This is a genomic window from Enterococcus sp. AZ048 (genome assembly GCF_051715125.1).
GTDB lineage: Bacteria > Bacillota > Bacilli > Lactobacillales > Enterococcaceae > Enterococcus_A > Enterococcus_A gilvus.
The window spans coordinates 1,062,022-1,079,394 of record NZ_JBIOTD010000001.1 but is presented as its reverse complement, the minus strand read 5'-3'; the positions used below and the strand labels follow the sequence as shown (position 1 = coordinate 1,079,394).

Sequence of the window (17,373 nt, the reverse complement as noted above, 5' to 3'; positions counted from 1 at the left end):
CATCTCGCAATCTATACAATTTCATTCATTTTTACTAAATATGTTTTCAAATCATCAGATGATCCGATCTTAGTGAGATCATAGACATGGTCAAAAAAGATTTCTTTGACTTGACGATAAAATTTATGGCTAATTCCCGAAAGACTTTCGGCAGTGTCTACTACGACTAAATAGTAGTTTCCTAATTGTTTTGATGCCTCAGATATTACCTGAATCCGATCTGCCGAAAATGTTGCGTTTTTACGAATAATAAAGAGCACCGTTTGCTCCTGCTGCGCAGTTGTCTGGATACTATTCGTCAGCTTGGCCTCATCAACTTCTAAAAATTCAGCTAAACGTTTGAATACATCACGCTTTTTTTTGATTTTTGTCGTAAAAATCACTTCTTCTCTGAACTGGCAATACCTCATCAACTCTAATACTTTTTGTGCGTAAAATAATCTTTTCATCAGATGATGCTCAAAATCTGCTACATTCATCTGCTTTTGCCGTTGAATCGTTTTCAAATCAGAGTACTTGTGGTTGTTGATCTTCGTCTGTACTAAAGCCAATTCTTGTTCATTCAGCAAGGGAGATACTTTCAAATAATCTTCCGATGCTAGTGGTAATGGGATCGTTGACAAGACTAATTCGTACTCATGGATATCTTTATTATGCAGATCAGTGAGTGAAATAATGTCCTTGACGTACACTTCCGGCACTTCGTATTCCAAACGGCTAGTTAGCATCTTTGACGATCCCATACCACTAGAACAAACGATTAGCACGCGAAAGGCCTTATTCGATAACTTGTCGATCATCATCACAAAATAAAGCACAAGAAAACACAGTTCATCTTCTGGAAAGAATTCTTTTCCAAACACCTCTTCCGCCGCATGACTCACGATCTCAAAAATAAAGAGATAGTTTTTCTTGATTTCATCCTTCATGGGATTTCTAACAAATAGACCGCTGTTGATACGCGTAACTGCTTTTCTTAAATGAGCGGATAGATCCCGGACTTGCCGTTCATTTCCGTGAAGTTTTACACCTAACTGTGCTTCGACATTGTTCACCATGTCCTTCACAGATATCGCGATATCATTGTCAAAATGCGGTAAGTCAAGTTCATTTGTATGATCTCTTTGAAAATACAAATGGATAATCCATTTTAAGTAATCTAAAAATGATTCTGGATGCGTTTTTTCAGCCAAAATGCTCTTTTGATTTTCAATCATCCGATGATAAAGCCGGTTACCCGTCTGATTTAGTTCGATTGCGATCGTATCAATCGAATTATTGGGCAACGTAGTCAAATGACAGATACTCAGCCACAGTGATAATAAAACAACTAATTCTTGCAGATCATTATCGTCAATATCCGCCTTTAGTTGACCTAGCTGCTCATAAACAAAATGGAGCGGATCACTGATTTTTTGAAAACAAATCTTCTTATAAAATGAATCCTTCGACTTTTTTAGTAAAAACCATGCAATAAATTCCGAAGAAGTCACGTGCTTCGTCAAGATATCTAAGGTCAAGATATGGCGATTGATCATGTCCGCCTCAAGTTTAATGCCTTCACCTTTTTTAGAAATGACGCGAATGCCCTTTTCAGGCAGACTATCCGTTAAAAAAGCAACATCCTTCTTAATCGTCGAAAGAGAGACCTGTAATTCTGCAGCAATCGCCTGCATCTTAATGAAGTCCTCTTCCAACAATAGAATCAGCGTGACCAAATCGACCCGTTCCGTTACGGTCAAAATTTGATGGATATTCTGTTTTTGAAAAGCTTGTTTTAGCGCCGCAAGATTTTCGGATTTCCCTTGGATCTCAAAGCCTTGTGAAGGAATCGTCACGAGCTCCAGTTGGAATGTTTTCAAGGTTGCCTTGATATTTTTCAATTCTCTGTAAACAGTCCGTTCGTTGATGTTTAGCTGATCACTGATATCTTGCACCGTATGCTTGCTTCTACTATTTAACAAGATCGTTAAGATAGAGCTTTCTCTGGTAGATAAATACATCTAACTTCCTCCCCATCTATTAATTAGTAGAATTCATCATACTACACTACAATGAAAGCGGATACGGTTTATTCACCATTATTTTCTCTGATAAATTTTATGAAGCGGTCATACTCACTGTTATCCAAGAAATTCTTGATTGTTAAAATCGGTACCTGCTTATCACTTGTCAGACCCTTTACTCTTTCCAATAAAATTTCATTCGTAATGATCAAATCAGCATTCTCGGGAATGTTATCAACAGAAACATTTTTGACCGTGACCTCCAGCATATTTTTACGTGCTTTAGTACTGAGCATGGAAGCGCCCATCGCACTGGAACCCATTCCGGCGTCACAGGCAATGATGACATTCTTGATCAATTTACCTGTTGGCACTGCATTTCCCGCTACGATTGGTTCTGGAATGGCTGTTTCAAAGGCTTCTGTAGTCGTAACGCCCACGCCTTCCACAGCTAACTCCTCTGCTTCGGCTTCAGCAGCAAGATCCTTTTTCAGACTCAGTTTTAAGAAAAAGGCACCAACTACAAAAGAAACCAACACCGCTGAAGCGTACATTGCAATGTTCACGATAAAATTTCCTCGAGGTGTCATCATCAATAGAGCTAAGAAACTTCCAGGAGAAACGGCACCAACCGTTCCACCGCCAAATATTTGGCCAATCGCTAAAGCTACCATATTGCCTGCGATCGGTGCTAAGATTGTAACTGGTTTAATCATGGCATAAGGAAAGGCTACTTCCCCGATTCCGCCTAAAAACTGGATCAACATTGATGCTGGCGCGGATTTTTTCGCCATGCCGGTACCAAACATTGAAAAGGCGATCAACAATCCAACCCAAGCACCACCATTTGCTTCTACTAAGAATAAGAGCGATTTCCCCGTTTCTAATACTTGCTGCGTACCCAATGGAATCATGATTCCGTGGTTAACAGCATTATTTAGGAATAAAACTTGTGCTGGTTGGACGAAAATACTGGTTAGAGGAATCAAGTTCCGAGCCATTAACCAATCGACTCCACCAGAGATGAAGGACAAAATCACCGCAAAAATTGGTTCTACTGCGACAAATCCAATCAATGCGATCGCAAAACCGAGAAAACCTAAGGAGAAGTTATCCACCAGCATTTCCAAACCAGGTTTGACTTTTCCCTTAAACAATTCGTCGATTTTCTTCATTAAGATCGCGCCAATCGGTCCCATGATCATCCCACCGATCAACATAGTGATATCTGCTCCGACCACGACCCCCATGGTTGCCAAAGCGCCAATGGCCCCGCCTCGTTTTCCATAGACATTGTATCCGCCAGTGTAACCAATTAAAACAGGTAATAAATAATTCAAAATCGGCGGAACCAGTTCATTTAAATGCTCGTTCGGCGTCCATCCAGTCGGGATGAAGAATGCTGCCATTAACCCCCAAGCAATAAATACACCAATGTTCGGCATAACCATCGAACTTAAAAATCCACCCATCCGCTGAATCTTCGCTCGCCAGCTGTTCGCATTTGCAGGTTGCTGAAACTCCATTTTTTTTCCTCCTTTTTCGCTATAAAGTACATGTGCCAATTTTATTAAACACTTTTTAGATTTATACATCCTTTTAAAAGTTGTACCAACATCCTTTTTAAAAAATTATTTTCGAAAGCGCCTTCTGACATTAATTATAGGTGGCGTTATTCAGAAAAGCTATCGGATGAAAGGACACCTTTGTCAGGTTGTCTCTGTCAAAAATACTCTTGTAGGACTTTTTAGAATTATTTAGACTTTGGATACTAACAATTATTGGAGGGATTTGTATGTCTGTAAAAAGAAACACACGGGAAATTATTGAAGAGTTATTATCTTTCGTAAACTACGAAAATGACGAGGAACTTGACCAATTAGTAGAGGCCATCCTAAATGCCAATAACATTTTTCTTTCCGGTGCCGGCCGATCGGGTGTCGCCATCACTGGATTTACTAATCGCTTACTTCATTTAGGCTTGGCGGTTAGCCTTGTGGGTGAGATCAGCTGTCCGAGAACAGCAAAAGGCGATTTATTGATTATCGGTTCCGGATCTGGTACTACGCCAAGCTTGGTTGCCCTTGCTAAAAAAGCGAAAAGAAACAACGTGACCCTTGCTCTGATGACGATGGATAAAGAGTCTGAAATCGCTCAGCTGGCCGATGTTGTTGTCGTGCTCCCTGGCGTATCGCCGAAATTGAAAGAAAACAATTTAACTTCAATTCAGCCGATGGGCTCTGCGTTTGAACAAATCAGTTTTCTTACTTATGATGGAATCATCTTGGAGTTGATGGCTAGGATGGGAGAAACTGGTGAGAGTATGATGGAAAGACATACAGATTTGGAATAACAGTGTCACGACAAAGAGTGCGCAATCAAAAACTGATTACGCACTCTTAAAATTACTTATCATAAAAAGCCTTATTTGAGCACATTTTTCTTTTATTCCTACTCTGAAAACATCAACGAAACTTTCTCTATTGAATCAATTCTCCTTCACTTTTACATTCGTCTGCATCCGTCCTTCAAAGATCCCTTTGATGATCCCCCATCGAATCAAGAAATCCCAGATCCCATACCTCCTTTTCCGCAGATTTATCCGTTTTACTCCATCACAAATAACCCTTCCCTAAAAACTGAAAAATTATCTTTTCCGATTCTGCTGGAATTGTTTCAACAGGTTCCTGATTTTTTTATTGGATTTCTCCTCTTTTCTTTGCGGCATGGTTCCGGCTTCTGCTAGTCCATTTTCCAAATGAGTAGCAGTTGAAGCCGGTGCTATTTTATTAGGAGGCGTTGTCTGAAGTGGGGCGGATGGTCGAGAAGGAGCCACTTGTTTTTGTGCATTCTGCTCTTTCGAATTTGCGGAAGTCGGATCATCAGGCGCTAAATAAACATCCGTTGACTGCGTGGCTTCTGGAATCGTGGCTGTTGCTCTTTTCGCGGTTTTTTCCCCATTTACTTTATTTGGAGCGACAGCTTGAGGGGATTCGTTTTGTGATTTTTGGCTGTTTTTTTCAAGTGAGGAGCTGTTTCCAGCCTTTGGACGGGTGTTCTTTTGCGTTGAGGTGGACGTTGTTTTCTTTTTGGCTGCGATTTTCTTCCCTTTTTTCGGCGAAGTCTTTTTCTCAACGAGAATCTCAATTTCACTTTTCACTCGTTTTGAATCCACTAAAGACACAAATTGACGGACTCCATCCTTTTGAAAAATCGATAATGTCGTCAAAATTTTCAGAATCGGTTCGAATTCTTTTTTATCCTTCGAGGGATCGACATCTCTCAGTACCCATTTAACTGCTTTCCCATTCGCATCTTCAAAGATCGTTTTAAGCACCACTTCCCGTTCATCTGGTTGCTCTTTCGTGAGCGTCGGCTGATTCACCAGATTGCTATGACGACGGGCTGTCTTGAAATTTTTATAATAATTATTTTTGCTTTTATAAAGTCGAGTAATGATGGCATTACGCTCTTCTTCAACAAAATAGCTTTCAAAAAAGGCATAATAGTCTTGCATTGTTTGATTTGGCTCAGCGGAAAGAAACAGTTCTCTGACTAGCGAATACGCAATTTGAGAAAAATCAGCAACAACTAGCGCATTTCTCACTAAAATCGCAACCAGACATTCGATAATATATCCGCTGTCTTGCTCGCTCGTGTAATATTCTGAAATTCTTTTTTCTAAAGAGTCTTTCTTCATTCCAAAAATCTGGCGTCTGTTCAACTGTTTCTTTTCCATCCCCATACTCCCCTTTGTTTTTGCTTGCGCTTTCATAAAATAAATTATACACCATTAAATAACTTTTTTCTTACCCAATTTTTTTCTTTTTTATAAAAAGTTTTGCAACATCAAAAGGATTCGTGGTTGTGATTTCTCGAAAATAATAACGTCAAACTTTTTTTGAATTTCGTTCTATTTCTCGTCAAACAAAAAAGTTCGAAAGATACGGCTGTCTCTTTCGAACTAAAAAAAATAGAAATTTCACGTAGCGGTACCTGAATTTAGGACACAGGAGCCACCCGAACAACTAATTTTAAAAGAAAATCATTGAATGTATGCCCCGAAAGGCCATTTAGGATCATGTCGACGTAAACATTTCCTTGAATTTTTAGATCCTGTTTCTCCAGATACTCGAACATCATTTTGAGGATCGTATCGTGGGAGACGACTCCGGTATAGTAGCACACCAAGTAATCTCCTGCTGGTCGGCTCTCAGCAGCTTCGGGAACGCGAATATAATATTGGATCTCGATGGATTCAAAGGGATCGTTCTTTAATTTATCGCTTTCAATTTTGAACATGATCCCCGAAGGATAAATAAACGGATAGCCGGCTGAAAAGCCCTCTTGATAGACTTCACTCAACGAGATCGATGCGCGGAATTCAGGGATTTTATAAATTTTCGAACTAAAAAAAAGTGGGGTCATCTCTAAAGGGACCACTGAGAATTTTAACTGTTCTGCTTGTTCGTATTCCTTTAATGACGCCAATTGGCGCGTGACCATACCAGACATTTGCTCATAATGCTTTTGCTTTTGAAGGATCAATTCTTGCTGACGTTTAAGCAACGTGGCCGCTTGTTCCGGGGTACTATTTTGCAGGTGATCTTTGATTTCTGACAAGGGCATTTTGATTTCTCGAAATAGATTGATCATATTGACCGTATAAAGTTGCGGATAATCATAGTAGCGATAGCCTTTTTCTCCGACATGCTTTGGTGGCAAAAGCCCGATCTGATCGTAATAAATCAAGGTCTTTCGTTTAATACCCGATAGCTTGGAAAATTCACTGATAGTTAAGTAATTCGTTGAGCGCATCACGGTCCCTCCTTTTTTTGTGCACATTTCTTGACTGTCTATTCACTAGACAGTTTATCATAGAGACAACTTCAATTGACCCTATGGTTTTGAAAAAAGACCATTTCCCTGTAACGAAGATATGGAGGTTCATTACAATGAAAAATGCTCAATTATCCACACAGCGTTCTAACGCATCTGATCGTCAGTTCATCCGACAATTAGCGGACTTAGCAAAAAGAAACTACGCACTCACAGACAACTTTTATTTAGCCAACAACCTGTCTTACTTTCTATTTAATGCGGCTGAATCGATTCCTATGCCTCACATTTTTCCTATTTCAACCATTGAGATTATGGAGAATTTATTTAAATCAGAGGTCGCCTTTGCAAAAAAAGCCGTCGAAGAAATAGAAGACTATTTGCAGCAGCCTTTGAAAACGACCGATTCCTTCGTTCTGACCGAGGCGGTCATAGCCGCAAATTATCAACTGAACATCAACGAACATGAACAGGAAAAATTTCTCCAATTGATCCATAGTTTACTTACACAAATTATTTTCCATGTTCAAATACCACGAGCTGACCTGTTTTGAAAGCCCCGCGATTGATGCGGCACCTTAAGTTTTTGGCGCTACATATACTAAAAGAGAAGCAGGAAGCCGAAGCATCTGACAATGACCTATATTTTTACGTAAGTGAACGCTATACCCATGAATTTCACGCTGCGAATCAGATCCGTGTCTTTGTCACTGAAACGTATGATTTCGATTTATCGAATGACGAAATCAGCTACCTCATTTTGCATTTTCGCGTGTTGAGAAAATTAGAAGCCTACTAAAATAGAACGAAAGAAGCCGTCCTCCAAAGCTGGAATAACTCCTAGCTTTGGAGGACGGCTCCTTTTTCTGTTGATTACAGCGTTCCGTCGATTAATAAATAAAGCATCGTTGCTAAAACGAGGATGATTCTGATGTGGATATTGATCTTTAACATGAAGAAAATCACTAGTAATCCTAAACAACAGGCAACGATTAGCAGCCTTTTTCTCATATATAAACGCCGATATAGCCACCGGCGATATGGCGATAATATTGGATTCGCTGCTTTCCACGATAGGTTTTGGGCGGAACATTCGTAAACCATTGTTTTATGGTTACTGCCCGGGTCCCGATATCTCCTGTTTGATTATCAAAACCCCCGTACTCGTTTTCAGCCCCCAGCGCGGTTACTGGCGTTGTTGCCAATAGCATTACTAAAACGCCTGCTGCCATTTTTTTCTTCATGGTCAATCAACCTCCTCATTCATTTGATTCGAATGCCGTTTATCGTTCATCGCCGTTATCCCTTCTAGTAACCTGCTAGAGACAAACAGCATTGAACAGACATTCCAATTACTGCTCATTATAAAGGTTGATCACTGGTTTGTTCGAAAATCATCCTAAACGCTCATTATTTCGTCTTGAGCGTTGCTTCCAGCTTTTTACTCAGACGAATAGACAACAAACATTTCTCGCCATTGGTCATCGTGACTTCTCTTTTTTTCTTATCGATCAGCTGGATATTTTTAAAATTGATCACGTATGATTTATGGATTTTGATCAGTGAAGGAGATAATTCAGCGGTGTCATTGATTTTTCCATAAAACTCCAGTGTACTGTTGGCTAGATGCAGGATCAGCTTGTGGGGTGTCGGCGCCGTTTCAAAAAACATCACCTGCTGCAAATCAAACACCCGAATTTGACTACCGATCTTCAATTGAATAAAGTCATCCGCTTTTTGAGACTCCTCCAAAAAATGTCGCTGCGCTTGGTCTAAGGCTGCCTGGATTCGTTCTCTGACGTTCGCAATGTCTCCCTCTTTTAAAATATAATCCATCGCTTCGACTTTGTATTTGAATGTCAGCGACAACAATTCATCATGGGTGGTAATAAACACAATTTTTCCACGTAAATCTTTTTCTCTGATTTTTGCGCCTAATTCAATACCGTTCATCTCACATTTTAAGTCGACATCTAAAAAGTAAATGCCTCGACTAGCCGGGTGCTGCTCCAAATAATCCAAAATCTCTTCAGGATCACCCGTGCTTACTTTGATCACCATGTCTAGTTCTTCGATCAGCAGATACTTTCTAATAAAAGACGTGACTTGTTTTCGTTGAACCTCATTGTCTTCGCAAATAAAAACCCCTAACACCGCTCTTCCTCCTCACCAATCACAACCACCTTCTGAGTAAAGCGCTGCTCAGAAATGATCGTTTCCAGCAAAATATTCGGCTCCATGGCTGTTAATTCATCAAGATTAGAAAGACCCAGTCCTCTTCCCTCGCCCTTGGTCGAAAAGCCTTTTTGTTTCAATACGTGCATCGGTTCTAGCTGCTGACGGGTCGTATTCTCTATCACAAAAATCGTATCTCCTTTGACCGAGAAAATACCGATCACTATTTTCCCGCCTTCAATCCTTTCTACCTCTTCGACTGCGTTGTCTAATAGGATGCCTAGTATGCGGATCAGCACGACTGAATCCACCTTCTGATTGAGCCTGATGCCGTCATCCGCTTCTATTTGTACATCGATTTTTTTATCCTGGGCCGCAAGCAATTTCATAGTCAAAATACTTTTTATATCCAAGGAATCGATCTTGTTCAATTCATCCGCATGGAGAATGTCGTTGCCTGTAAACCTTTTGGTCTTTATGACACTGGAATTAAAAAATGTTTTCAGCCCATCAAACTCTTCTTTTTCAATATAGTATTCGATTGCAGTCAACAGATTGACGTAATCGTGACGAAACTCGCGAATTCCCTGATACTGATTTTTTAGGTCCTCTATGTAGCGCTGGTGAATCACATACTCCACCTGTCTTTTCTCCGCCTCGATCTTTAACTCTTGATTACTTGAGATGGATTGAATGATCACGCCTCCGAGAAACGCGAAAATAAGATAAAAGACAGCTACAAATAATTTTAAGAACACCGTAGAGGCATAGAGCGAGATCGTCCCATAGGAAAAGTAGACAACCAATGCTGTCGTTAATAAATACGCGGTCAAATTAATTTTTCTCTTTTTTCTGATGAACGTTACTACATGCTTTTTATAAAACGAACTGCTAAGAATCAAAAGAGCATAATAGAGTACAAAAAAGAGCAAAAAGAACAAACCATTTTGTTTTTCCAATACAATAAGCAACAAGGGTTCGGTAATTCTACTGACTAGTATTTCTATCAGACACGCACTGGATACGATCAACAGTGAAAAGACAACATTTCTCTCCTCCGAATTTTTCAATGACAGAATCAGGAAAAAGAGAACCATCACCACCGTGTCTAGGTAAGTGAAGGTATAGCCAATAACTACTCCAAATAGGACGATCAAGGGAACAAGCAAATAATTGATCCGTTTTTTATTTTTGATCTCATCCAAAATAAAATAACTGATTCCGAAATTTAATACATGTGAAAAAGTGAAAAACGTAATAATCATTGCCTGCATGTGATCGCCCTTCCTTTTTTCAGTTAAATTCAGTATACCAAATGAGAAAGGGCTGAAAAAAGAAAATTCTAGTAATTTTCGAGCAAAATCTCCGGTACATAAGTAGCACACAGGAAGCTTTACGAACCTTTCACCCACAAAAAAATCAAAGCATCAGAAATCCATCCATGATCTCCGTGCTTTGATTTTTTTCTTTATTTACGATACATCTTAAATTCCAAATACAGATCATTATAGATCCCCAAATACTTCGGACCTAGATCTTTATAGACCTCCAAATGACTGATGGTCGCATCGTCGGGGTAAAATTGCTTGTCCCCAGAAATGCTTTTTGGCAGCATCGCCAACGCCTTTTTGTTCGGTGTGGAATAGCCGATGTACTCCGCATTTTGTTTCGCTGCTTCTGGCTTCAGCATGAAGTTGATAAAGTCGTAGGCCCCTTCTTGGTTTTTAGACGTTTTGGGAATCACGATATTATCGAACCAAAGATTCGAGCCCTCCGGCGGAATCACATAGTGCAGGTGCTCGTTCTCAGACATCATGTCTGCCGCTTCCCCTGAAAAAGTCACCGCGACGGCACTTTCTTCATTTGCCATATACATCTTAATTTCATCCGCCACGATTGCTTTCACATTTGGGGTCAATCCGCTCAATTTTTTGATTGCCTGATTCAATTGCGTCATGTCTTTGCTGTTGATTGAATGGCCCAAGCTTGTTAATGACAAGCCCATCACTTCCCGGGCACCATCGATCAGCATAATATTATTTTTTAATTCCGGACGCCACAAATCATCCCAATGCTTGATTTTATCGCTAGAAACAAATTTATCGTTGTACACGATCCCCAAGGTTCCCCAGAAATAAGGAATCGAGTACTTATTATCTTTGTCAAAATCCAAATCTAGAAAACGCGGATCGATATTTTCCAACCCATGAATCTTGGAATGATCCAAAGGCAGCAATAATTTTTCTTTTTTCATTTTTTGGATCATGTATTCGCTAGGAATCGCGATATCATATGCTGTACCGCCCTGCTTGATTTTTGCTTCCATAGCTTCGTTGGAGTCAAAAGTCTCATAATTGACCTTATAGCCGTACTCTTTTTCAAATTGCTTGATCAAATCAGGGTCGATATAATCTCCCCAGTTATAGATATTCAGCACTTTAGAGCTCGCGTTGGAGGAGTGGTTCAAACGCACCACCATGAAAGTCAGTAAGAGAATAATGGCGATCACGCCGATAAAAAGAGATTGTAGTTTCCTCATTTCAGCACTGCCACCTCCTCGAATTCACGCTTGCGTTTCCGTGCTTTCTTCGAAGCATCGCGACTAATAAAGTAGTAGCCCACGACTAACAAGAGAGAGAAAATGAACACAAGCGTAGACAAGGCATTGATTTCCAAACTGATCCCTTGTCGTGCCCGCGAATAGATCTCTACAGACAAGGTAGTGAACCCGTTCCCCGTTACAAAGAAGGTCACTGCAAAATCATCCAGCGAATACGTGAATGCCATGAAATAGCCTGCGATGATTCCCGGCGTCAGGAAGGGCAAAATAATGTTGGACAAGACCTGCCTATTGTTTGCCCCTAAGTCACGCGCCGCATCGATCATAGAATCATTCATTTCCTTTAATTTAGGTAAAACCATCAGAACAACGATGGGAATACTAAAGGCCACATGGGAAAGCAGCACACTGAAAAATCCCAATTGAAAGTTCTTTAATACACTCCCCAGCATTGTAAATAAAATCAAGAAACTGGCCCCTATGATGACATCCGGCGACACCATCAAAATATTGTTGAGACCTAGCAGCACATTCCGTGAATTTCGTTTGCGTGTATAATAAATGCCCATTGCCCCGAACGTCCCGATAACTGTCGCAAGTAAGGCGGACAGAAAGGCTAACACGAATGTTTGTACAACGATACCGATCAGCCGACGGTCCGAAAAGAGATTCTCGTAGTGCTCCCACGTGAACCCCGTAAAGGTACTCATATTCCCACCTTGATTAAACGAATAAAAGATCAAGTAAAAAATCGGGATATATAATAGAACAAATACAAAGATCAAATAGACATTGGCCCAAGAAAACGTTCTTCTTCTCATTTCACTCGACCTCCCTTCCGTTTTTCACCTGTCAGCATCATCACGATAAACATCGCGACGATCAAAATGACACCGATCGTCGAGCCCATTCCCCAATTTTGCGTCACAAGGAAATGTTCTTCGATTGCCGTACCCAATGTGATGACTCGATTTCCGCCGATCAGTCGTGTCAACATGAACAATGAAAGCGACGGAATGAAGACAGCCTGCACACCGCTTTTCACGCCATTCAACGAAAGCGGGAAAATCACGCGGCGAAACGTGTCAACATTGTTCGCACCCAAGTCTCTGCTGGCACTGATCAGAGAAGGATTGATTTCTTCCAGCGCATTAAAAATCGGCATGATCATAAACGGCAACTCGATATAGGCCGCTACAAACATGAAACTAAAATCCGTGAACAGCAGCTGTTTTTGTCCAATGCCAATAAAACTTAGAAAATCATTGACCGACCCATTGGCACTGAAAATCCCAATGAAGGCGTAAGCTTTTAACAATAAATTGATCCAAGTAGGTAACACCACCAACAGTAACAACAACTGACGGTGCTTCAGCTTTGCCAAAAAGTAAGCCGTTGGATAGCTGATCAAAAGCGTCATCGCAGTGATCAAAAAGGCGAACATCACCGAATTGACCGTCATCATCAAATACGTTTTTGAGGTCAGATACGTGTGATAGTTACTCAACGTAAAATTGCCGTTCATATCAAAAAACGATTGATAAACGATCAAAATCACAGGGGCGATCACAAAGAACACTAGCCAGAAGAAATAGGGGATCGAGTAAAAACGACGTATATTTTTCATTCTTTTTGCCTCCTAATCCTCATAACTGTCTAAGCGTGCTTCAAAGTCTTCTTCACTTTCATTGAAGCGCATGACGTGAATATCCTCTGGTTCAAAGGACAGACCAACTTGACTACCCTTTTTCGCTTTCTTAGTCGAATGGACCATCCACTCATTGCCGTCTGCATCAATGCAGTTCATCTCATAGTGAACGCCGCGGAACAATTGTGTATCCACGGTAACGACCAATTTTCCTTTTTCTGGCGTCGTCAGGGTCAGATCCTCTGGGCGCAAGACTACTTCCACAGGTTCATTTGGCCGCATCCCGCCATCGACACACTCGAACTCTTTCCCGACGAATTTCACTAAATTGTCTTCTACCATCTCACCGGCAACGATATTGCTCTCTCCGACAAAGTCCGCAACAAAATGATTGATCGGCTCGTCATATATATCAACTGGCGTGCCGCTTTGTACGATCTTCCCTTTGTTCATAACAAAGATCTCGTCACTCATCGCCAACGCTTCCTCTTGGTCGTGAGTCACAAAGATAAAGGTGATCCCTAAACGTTTTTGCAGCGCACGCAATTCATATTGCATGTCTGTGCGCAATTTCAGATCCAATGCAGATAAAGGTTCATCCAATAACAAGATCTTCGGTTCATTGACGATCGCACGAGCAATTGCGACCCGTTGGCGCTGACCGCCAGACATTTCGGTGATTTCCCGATTTTCATAGCCAGGCAATTGAACCAATTGCAGCGCCTCAAGCACTTTCTTCCCGATTTCTTTTTTCGACATTTTCTTGATTTTTAATCCAAATGCGACATTGTCAAACACATTCATGTGGGGAAATAGCGCGTAATCTTGAAAGACGGTGTTTACCTGACGTTTGTTCGCCGGGATGTCATTCATTCGTTTTCCTTCAAAAAGAATATCGCCTTCACTTACGTCAGTGAAACCGGCGATAATTCTTAAAATTGTTGTTTTCCCACACCCTGATGGACCCAATAAAGTATAAAAACGCCCTTCCTCGATATCAAAGTCGATTTTTTTCAATACAGGCTCATCATCGTCGTATCGTTTAATGACCTCTTTAAATGAAATAATTGTGTTTGCCATGACTTCACGTCCTTCTTCTATAAATAAGATTCTGTTGCGACGATCAGAACTTTACTGATTCCTGTCGCTTGATTTTGCAGGCGGTGGGGCTTGCTGGCTTCGTAATAAATACTTTCGCCCTTTTCCGCTTCATATAAGGTTTCGCCAAATCGCAGGGCTACTTTTCCTTCTAATACATAAATAAATGTTTCTGACAATGAAGGCGTGAACTGTTTGTACTGACCTTTTTTTTCTAACGTCAGTAAAATCGGCTCCATCTCTTTCTCGTTGGATTCCGGGATCAACCATTTAATATGGTACCCGTGTTCAGCATCACTGTAAAAAGTTGTGTCTTCGTCTTTGTAGACAATTTTTTGATCCCCTGTTTTTTGTTTGAAAAATTCTGCGGGGGTCACACCTAAAACTTCCAAAATATCAAAAAAAGTCTCCATGGAAGGAGAACTCAAGTCGCGCTCTAATTGAGAGATGTAGCCTTTGGACAGATCGGTTCGCTCCCCTAGTTCTTCTTGAGTCAAATTTTTTTGAATCCTTAAATTACGCAGCTTCTCACCAATTTCCATCGTCTCACTCCTTTTTTCATTCCACTTTTTTCGCAAGTTTGCTAATAGTAAACTTCATGTTTAATAGCACCATTCAAGTATACGAACTTTTTAGTAAAAATCAAGCGTTTCGACCCATTTTCTTAGGAGAGTTTTATAGAAATAAAAGAGAAAAGAAATTTGCTTTTTCTTCTATTTCCGCTAAGATAATAGTAATGAAAAAATGGATTTTGTCATGATAAAATAATTCCTTAGGAGGACGCACCATGACCGAGTATCACCGTTTACGTGTGGTCAAAGATGAGACCGTTCACACAAAAATTGAAACTTTTTCAAAACCCGAGGTGGATCAAGGAGACGTATTGATCGCTGTCAGTTATTCCGGCATAAATTACAAAGACGCTTTAGCAACAAAAATAAACACAGGTGTTTTGAGCAGCTATCCTATGACGCCCGGTATCGATCTTGCGGGAAAGGTCATTGAAACAGCCGATGCTAGTCTTGAGATTGGTGAGACCGTCATCGTTACCGGCTATGGTTTAGGGGTCAAACAAGACGGCGGTTTGAGTGAGTTAGCGGCCGTCCCTGCTGCTTGGTGCGTTAAGATACCCGAAGAATTGACTGAAAAACAGGCCATGACCTTTGGGACTGCCGGGTTTACGGCAGCATTGTCAGTCGATGCCCTGCTTGCTCATGGATTAAGCGCAGACAGTTCTGTACTGGTCACTGGTGCAACAGGCGGTGTAGGCGGTTTTGCGCTACACTTTTTGAAGCAAATCGGTTGTAAAGAAATCGTGGCATTGAGCCGTAAAAAGGATCAAGCAGACTACTTAACTCAATTAGGTGCGACTTCGGTGCTGTCACCAGAGGACTTGTTTCCTGAAAAAAGTCGCCCATTGAATAAGCAGCGTTTCGATTTTGCTATAGATACTGTTGGCGGCGACACTCTTGCTCAGATTCTTCCATTCATCCACTATGGCGGCAGCGTGGCTCTTTGCGGAAATGCTGGCGGCATCAAGTTGAATACGACTGTCTTGCCTTTTATCCTGCGTGGTGTTAATTTATTAGGCATCGACTCCGTAGAAGCATCAAGGACACAACGTCAAAAGCTTTGGAGCAAAATGGCAACAGAGTGGTCACTGCCGACAAATTTCCAAGTCCAACAAATTGAATTGTCACAGGTCCAGGAAACAGCGGATGCCCTTTTGGACGGGAACCACGTGGGGCGCACAATCGTTGCATTAGGAGGAAAACAGTAGTGAGAGTCTTAATAACGTCAGGCGGTACGTCAGAAAAAATCGATGATGTCCGCGCAATCACGAATCACTCCAGCGGTAAGCTTGGCAAAGCCCTAGCAGAAAGTTTTGCAGAAAAAGGGGCAATGATCGATCTGATCACTACCCGCCATGCAGTTAAGCCTGAGGGTGCGTCGTTCCACATCCACATTATCGAATCAACCATGGATCTAGAAAAAAAGATAACGGAACTAATGACAGAGCATACGTACGATGCCGTCATTCACAGTATGGCCGTCAGTGATTTCACACCTGAAAGTTCCGTGACATTAGAGGATTTAGAAACGGTGATTGCAGACAATCCGACAAATTTGCCAAAATCATTGTCCGATATCGCCAATCAGCGAACAGAGAAAAAAATCTCCTCAGATACCGAGCATTTGGTGATCGTTTTAAAGAAAAATCCAAAAATCATTTCACTGATCAAAACTTTGCAGCCTGAAACGATTTTAGTTGGGTTTAAGCTCTTGGTGGATGTTCCGATGATCGAGTTGTTGAATGTTGCTAAAGAAAGCCTCAAAAAGAACCACGCTGATTTTATTTTAGCTAACGATCTCGCGGAGATTCGCGGTGAAAAACACCATGGCTACTTGATCGACGCCCATCAAAAAGTGAAGGAAGCACAGACGAAATCAGAAATTGCGGAATTGATCACTCAAGAAGTCCTGAAACTGGAGGAAGCAAAATGAAAACTATCTTACTAGGGGTCAGCGGCAGCATCTCCGCCTATAAGGCAGCGGATATTACGAATGAATTGACTAAAATGGGCTATCAATTAGATGTTCTTATGACTGAGAGCAGCACAAAATTCATCACACCCTTAACGATTCAATCCTTGTCTCATCGCCGCGTCCATACAGACGTGATGGAAGAGCCGGATGCCGCATTGATCAATCATATCGCTTTGGCAAAAGAAGCCGATCTCTTCTTGGTCGCGCCTGCTTCTGCTAACACGATTGGTAAACTAGCCAATGGGATCGCAGATGATCTATTATCTACCGTTGCTTTGGCACTTTTACCCGATACACCCAAGATTCTCGCGCCAGCAATGAATACGTATATGTATCAAAATCCGATCGTCCAACGAAACATCGCAACATTGAAAGATGTAGGGTATCATGAAATAGAACCACGGGAAGCGCTGCTTGCTTGCGGAGATTATGGCCGCGGGGCATTAGCGAATGTTTCTGATATCGTGCACCTGGTAAATTCAAAACTAAAGGAGTAACAC

General features: G+C 41.2%; 18 protein-coding genes. 6 read left to right on the top strand and 12 right to left on the bottom strand.

What is annotated here, in order from left to right:
- Nucleotides 1-11 precede the first annotated feature (11 nt).
- Together IGI66_RS05325 and IGI66_RS05320 are read right to left on the bottom strand one after the other, a co-directional pair.
- The gene (locus IGI66_RS05325; RefSeq protein ID WP_438847921.1) at nt 12-2,003 is read right to left on the bottom strand and encodes a BglG family transcription antiterminator; all 1,992 of its coding nucleotides are present in this window, start codon (nt 2,001-2,003) and stop codon (nt 12-14) included.
- A 68-nt stretch (nt 2,004-2,071) separates the two neighbouring features.
- Nucleotides 2,072-3,532, bottom strand: coding sequence for a PTS mannitol transporter subunit IICB (locus tag IGI66_RS05320; RefSeq protein ID WP_314577636.1), 1,461 nt, complete (start codon nt 3,530-3,532; stop codon nt 2,072-2,074).
- 269 nt (nt 3,533-3,801) lie between these two features.
- On the opposite strand from IGI66_RS05320, the gene hxlB reads away from it, so the two are divergent.
- Nucleotides 3,802-4,359, top strand: a complete 558-nt coding sequence (hxlB, locus tag IGI66_RS05315) for a 6-phospho-3-hexuloisomerase (RefSeq protein WP_010781279.1) — start codon at nt 3,802-3,804, stop codon at nt 4,357-4,359.
- Nucleotides 4,360-4,653: 294 nt separating this feature from the next.
- Here hxlB and IGI66_RS05310 read toward each other — a convergent pair whose 3' ends face one another.
- Together IGI66_RS05310 and IGI66_RS05305 are read right to left on the bottom strand one after the other, a co-directional pair.
- Entirely contained in the window at nt 4,654-5,745 is a 1,092-nt protein-coding gene (locus tag IGI66_RS05310) for a hypothetical protein (protein ID WP_431381075.1), read from the bottom strand.
- 263 nt (nt 5,746-6,008) lie between these two features.
- Nucleotides 6,009-6,824: a MerR family transcriptional regulator gene (locus IGI66_RS05305; RefSeq protein ID WP_010781281.1), complete on the bottom strand. Its 816-nt coding sequence runs from the start codon at nt 6,822-6,824 to the stop codon at nt 6,009-6,011.
- Nucleotides 6,825-6,961: 137 nt separating this feature from the next.
- On the opposite strand from IGI66_RS05305, the gene IGI66_RS05300 reads away from it, so the two are divergent.
- Both IGI66_RS05300 and IGI66_RS05295 read left to right on the top strand, forming a co-directional pair.
- Complete coding sequence (locus IGI66_RS05300) at nt 6,962-7,399, top strand: hypothetical protein (RefSeq protein WP_438847918.1); 438 nt, start codon at nt 6,962-6,964, stop codon at nt 7,397-7,399.
- 32 nt (nt 7,400-7,431) lie between these two features.
- Nucleotides 7,432-7,644 carry a PRD domain-containing protein gene (locus IGI66_RS05295; protein ID WP_438847916.1) on the top strand — a complete coding sequence of 71 codons (213 nt, stop codon included), beginning with the start codon at nt 7,432-7,434 and terminating at the stop codon, nt 7,642-7,644.
- Nucleotides 7,645-7,852: 208 nt separating this feature from the next.
- Here IGI66_RS05295 and IGI66_RS05290 read toward each other — a convergent pair whose 3' ends face one another.
- The 8 genes from IGI66_RS05290 to IGI66_RS05255 all read right to left on the bottom strand — a co-directional run bounded on the left by IGI66_RS05290 (nt 7,853) and on the right by IGI66_RS05255 (nt 14,868).
- Nucleotides 7,853-8,077, bottom strand: a complete 225-nt coding sequence (locus IGI66_RS05290) for a hypothetical protein (protein WP_316408011.1) — start codon at nt 8,075-8,077, stop codon at nt 7,853-7,855.
- A gap of 178 nt (nt 8,078-8,255) precedes the next feature.
- A complete protein-coding gene (locus tag IGI66_RS05285) occupies nt 8,256-8,999 on the bottom strand; it encodes a LytR/AlgR family response regulator transcription factor (RefSeq protein WP_438847914.1) in 744 nt (247 codons plus the stop codon).
- The gene (locus IGI66_RS05280; protein ID WP_438847912.1) at nt 8,993-10,294 is read right to left on the bottom strand and encodes a GHKL domain-containing protein; all 1,302 of its coding nucleotides are present in this window, start codon (nt 10,292-10,294) and stop codon (nt 8,993-8,995) included. Before IGI66_RS05280 ends, IGI66_RS05285 begins: the two co-directional genes overlap by 7 nt.
- A gap of 194 nt (nt 10,295-10,488) precedes the next feature.
- On the bottom strand, nt 10,489-11,559 hold the full coding sequence (locus IGI66_RS05275; RefSeq protein ID WP_086305697.1) for an ABC transporter substrate-binding protein: 1,071 nt from the start codon (nt 11,557-11,559) through the stop codon (nt 10,489-10,491).
- The gene (locus tag IGI66_RS05270; protein WP_438847910.1) at nt 11,556-12,401 is read right to left on the bottom strand and encodes an ABC transporter permease; all 846 of its coding nucleotides are present in this window, start codon (nt 12,399-12,401) and stop codon (nt 11,556-11,558) included. The genes IGI66_RS05275 and IGI66_RS05270 overlap by 4 nt, the downstream gene beginning before the upstream one ends.
- Nucleotides 12,398-13,207, bottom strand: a complete 810-nt coding sequence (locus IGI66_RS05265; RefSeq protein WP_010781289.1) for an ABC transporter permease — start codon at nt 13,205-13,207, stop codon at nt 12,398-12,400. Before IGI66_RS05265 ends, IGI66_RS05270 begins: the two co-directional genes overlap by 4 nt.
- A gap of 12 nt (nt 13,208-13,219) precedes the next feature.
- Nucleotides 13,220-14,308 (bottom strand): ABC transporter ATP-binding protein, encoded by a 1,089-nt coding sequence (locus IGI66_RS05260; RefSeq protein ID WP_431388980.1) that lies wholly within the window; start codon nt 14,306-14,308, stop codon nt 13,220-13,222.
- A gap of 17 nt (nt 14,309-14,325) precedes the next feature.
- Nucleotides 14,326-14,868 (bottom strand): helix-turn-helix domain-containing protein, encoded by a 543-nt coding sequence (locus IGI66_RS05255; protein ID WP_431381080.1) that lies wholly within the window; start codon nt 14,866-14,868, stop codon nt 14,326-14,328.
- A gap of 245 nt (nt 14,869-15,113) precedes the next feature.
- Between IGI66_RS05255 and IGI66_RS05250 the strand changes: the two genes are divergently transcribed.
- From IGI66_RS05250 to coaC, 3 genes are read left to right on the top strand one after another with little or no spacing between them, the layout of a single operon-like run.
- Entirely contained in the window at nt 15,114-16,106 is a 993-nt protein-coding gene (locus tag IGI66_RS05250) for a YhdH/YhfP family quinone oxidoreductase (RefSeq protein WP_431381081.1), read from the top strand.
- Entirely contained in the window at nt 16,106-16,831 is a 726-nt protein-coding gene (locus IGI66_RS05245; RefSeq protein WP_431381082.1) for a phosphopantothenate--cysteine ligase, read from the top strand. Before IGI66_RS05250 ends, IGI66_RS05245 begins: the two co-directional genes overlap by 1 nt.
- The gene (gene coaC, locus IGI66_RS05240; RefSeq protein WP_010781294.1) at nt 16,828-17,370 is read left to right on the top strand and encodes a phosphopantothenoylcysteine decarboxylase; all 543 of its coding nucleotides are present in this window, start codon (nt 16,828-16,830) and stop codon (nt 17,368-17,370) included. The genes IGI66_RS05245 and coaC overlap by 4 nt, the downstream gene beginning before the upstream one ends.
- Nucleotides 17,371-17,373: the final 3 nt, after the last annotated feature.

Coding starts and splice junctions, on each gene's coding strand:
- IGI66_RS05325 (WP_438847921.1), bottom strand. CDS start 2,003: ATGTATTTATCTACCAGAGAAAGCTCTATCTTAACGATCTTGTTAAAT.
- IGI66_RS05320 (WP_314577636.1), bottom strand. CDS start 3,532: ATGGAGTTTCAGCAACCTGCAAATGCGAACAGCTGGCGAGCGAAGATT.
- hxlB (WP_010781279.1), top strand. CDS start 3,802: ATGTCTGTAAAAAGAAACACACGGGAAATTATTGAAGAGTTATTATCT.
- IGI66_RS05310 (WP_431381075.1), bottom strand. CDS start 5,745: ATGGAAAAGAAACAGTTGAACAGACGCCAGATTTTTGGAATGAAGAAA.
- IGI66_RS05305 (WP_010781281.1), bottom strand. CDS start 6,824: ATGCGCTCAACGAATTACTTAACTATCAGTGAATTTTCCAAGCTATCG.
- IGI66_RS05300 (WP_438847918.1), top strand. CDS start 6,962: ATGAAAAATGCTCAATTATCCACACAGCGTTCTAACGCATCTGATCGT.
- IGI66_RS05290 (WP_316408011.1), bottom strand. CDS start 8,077: ATGGCAGCAGGCGTTTTAGTAATGCTATTGGCAACAACGCCAGTAACC.
- IGI66_RS05280 (WP_438847912.1), bottom strand. CDS start 10,294: ATGCAGGCAATGATTATTACGTTTTTCACTTTTTCACATGTATTAAAT.
- IGI66_RS05275 (WP_086305697.1), bottom strand. CDS start 11,559: ATGAGGAAACTACAATCTCTTTTTATCGGCGTGATCGCCATTATTCTC.
- IGI66_RS05270 (WP_438847910.1), bottom strand. CDS start 12,401: ATGAGAAGAAGAACGTTTTCTTGGGCCAATGTCTATTTGATCTTTGTA.
- IGI66_RS05265 (WP_010781289.1), bottom strand. CDS start 13,207: ATGAAAAATATACGTCGTTTTTACTCGATCCCCTATTTCTTCTGGCTA.
- IGI66_RS05260 (WP_431388980.1), bottom strand. CDS start 14,308: ATGGCAAACACAATTATTTCATTTAAAGAGGTCATTAAACGATACGAC.
- IGI66_RS05255 (WP_431381080.1), bottom strand. CDS start 14,868: ATGGAAATTGGTGAGAAGCTGCGTAATTTAAGGATTCAAAAAAATTTG.
- IGI66_RS05250 (WP_431381081.1), top strand. CDS start 15,114: ATGACCGAGTATCACCGTTTACGTGTGGTCAAAGATGAGACCGTTCAC.
- coaC (WP_010781294.1), top strand. CDS start 16,828: ATGAAAACTATCTTACTAGGGGTCAGCGGCAGCATCTCCGCCTATAAG.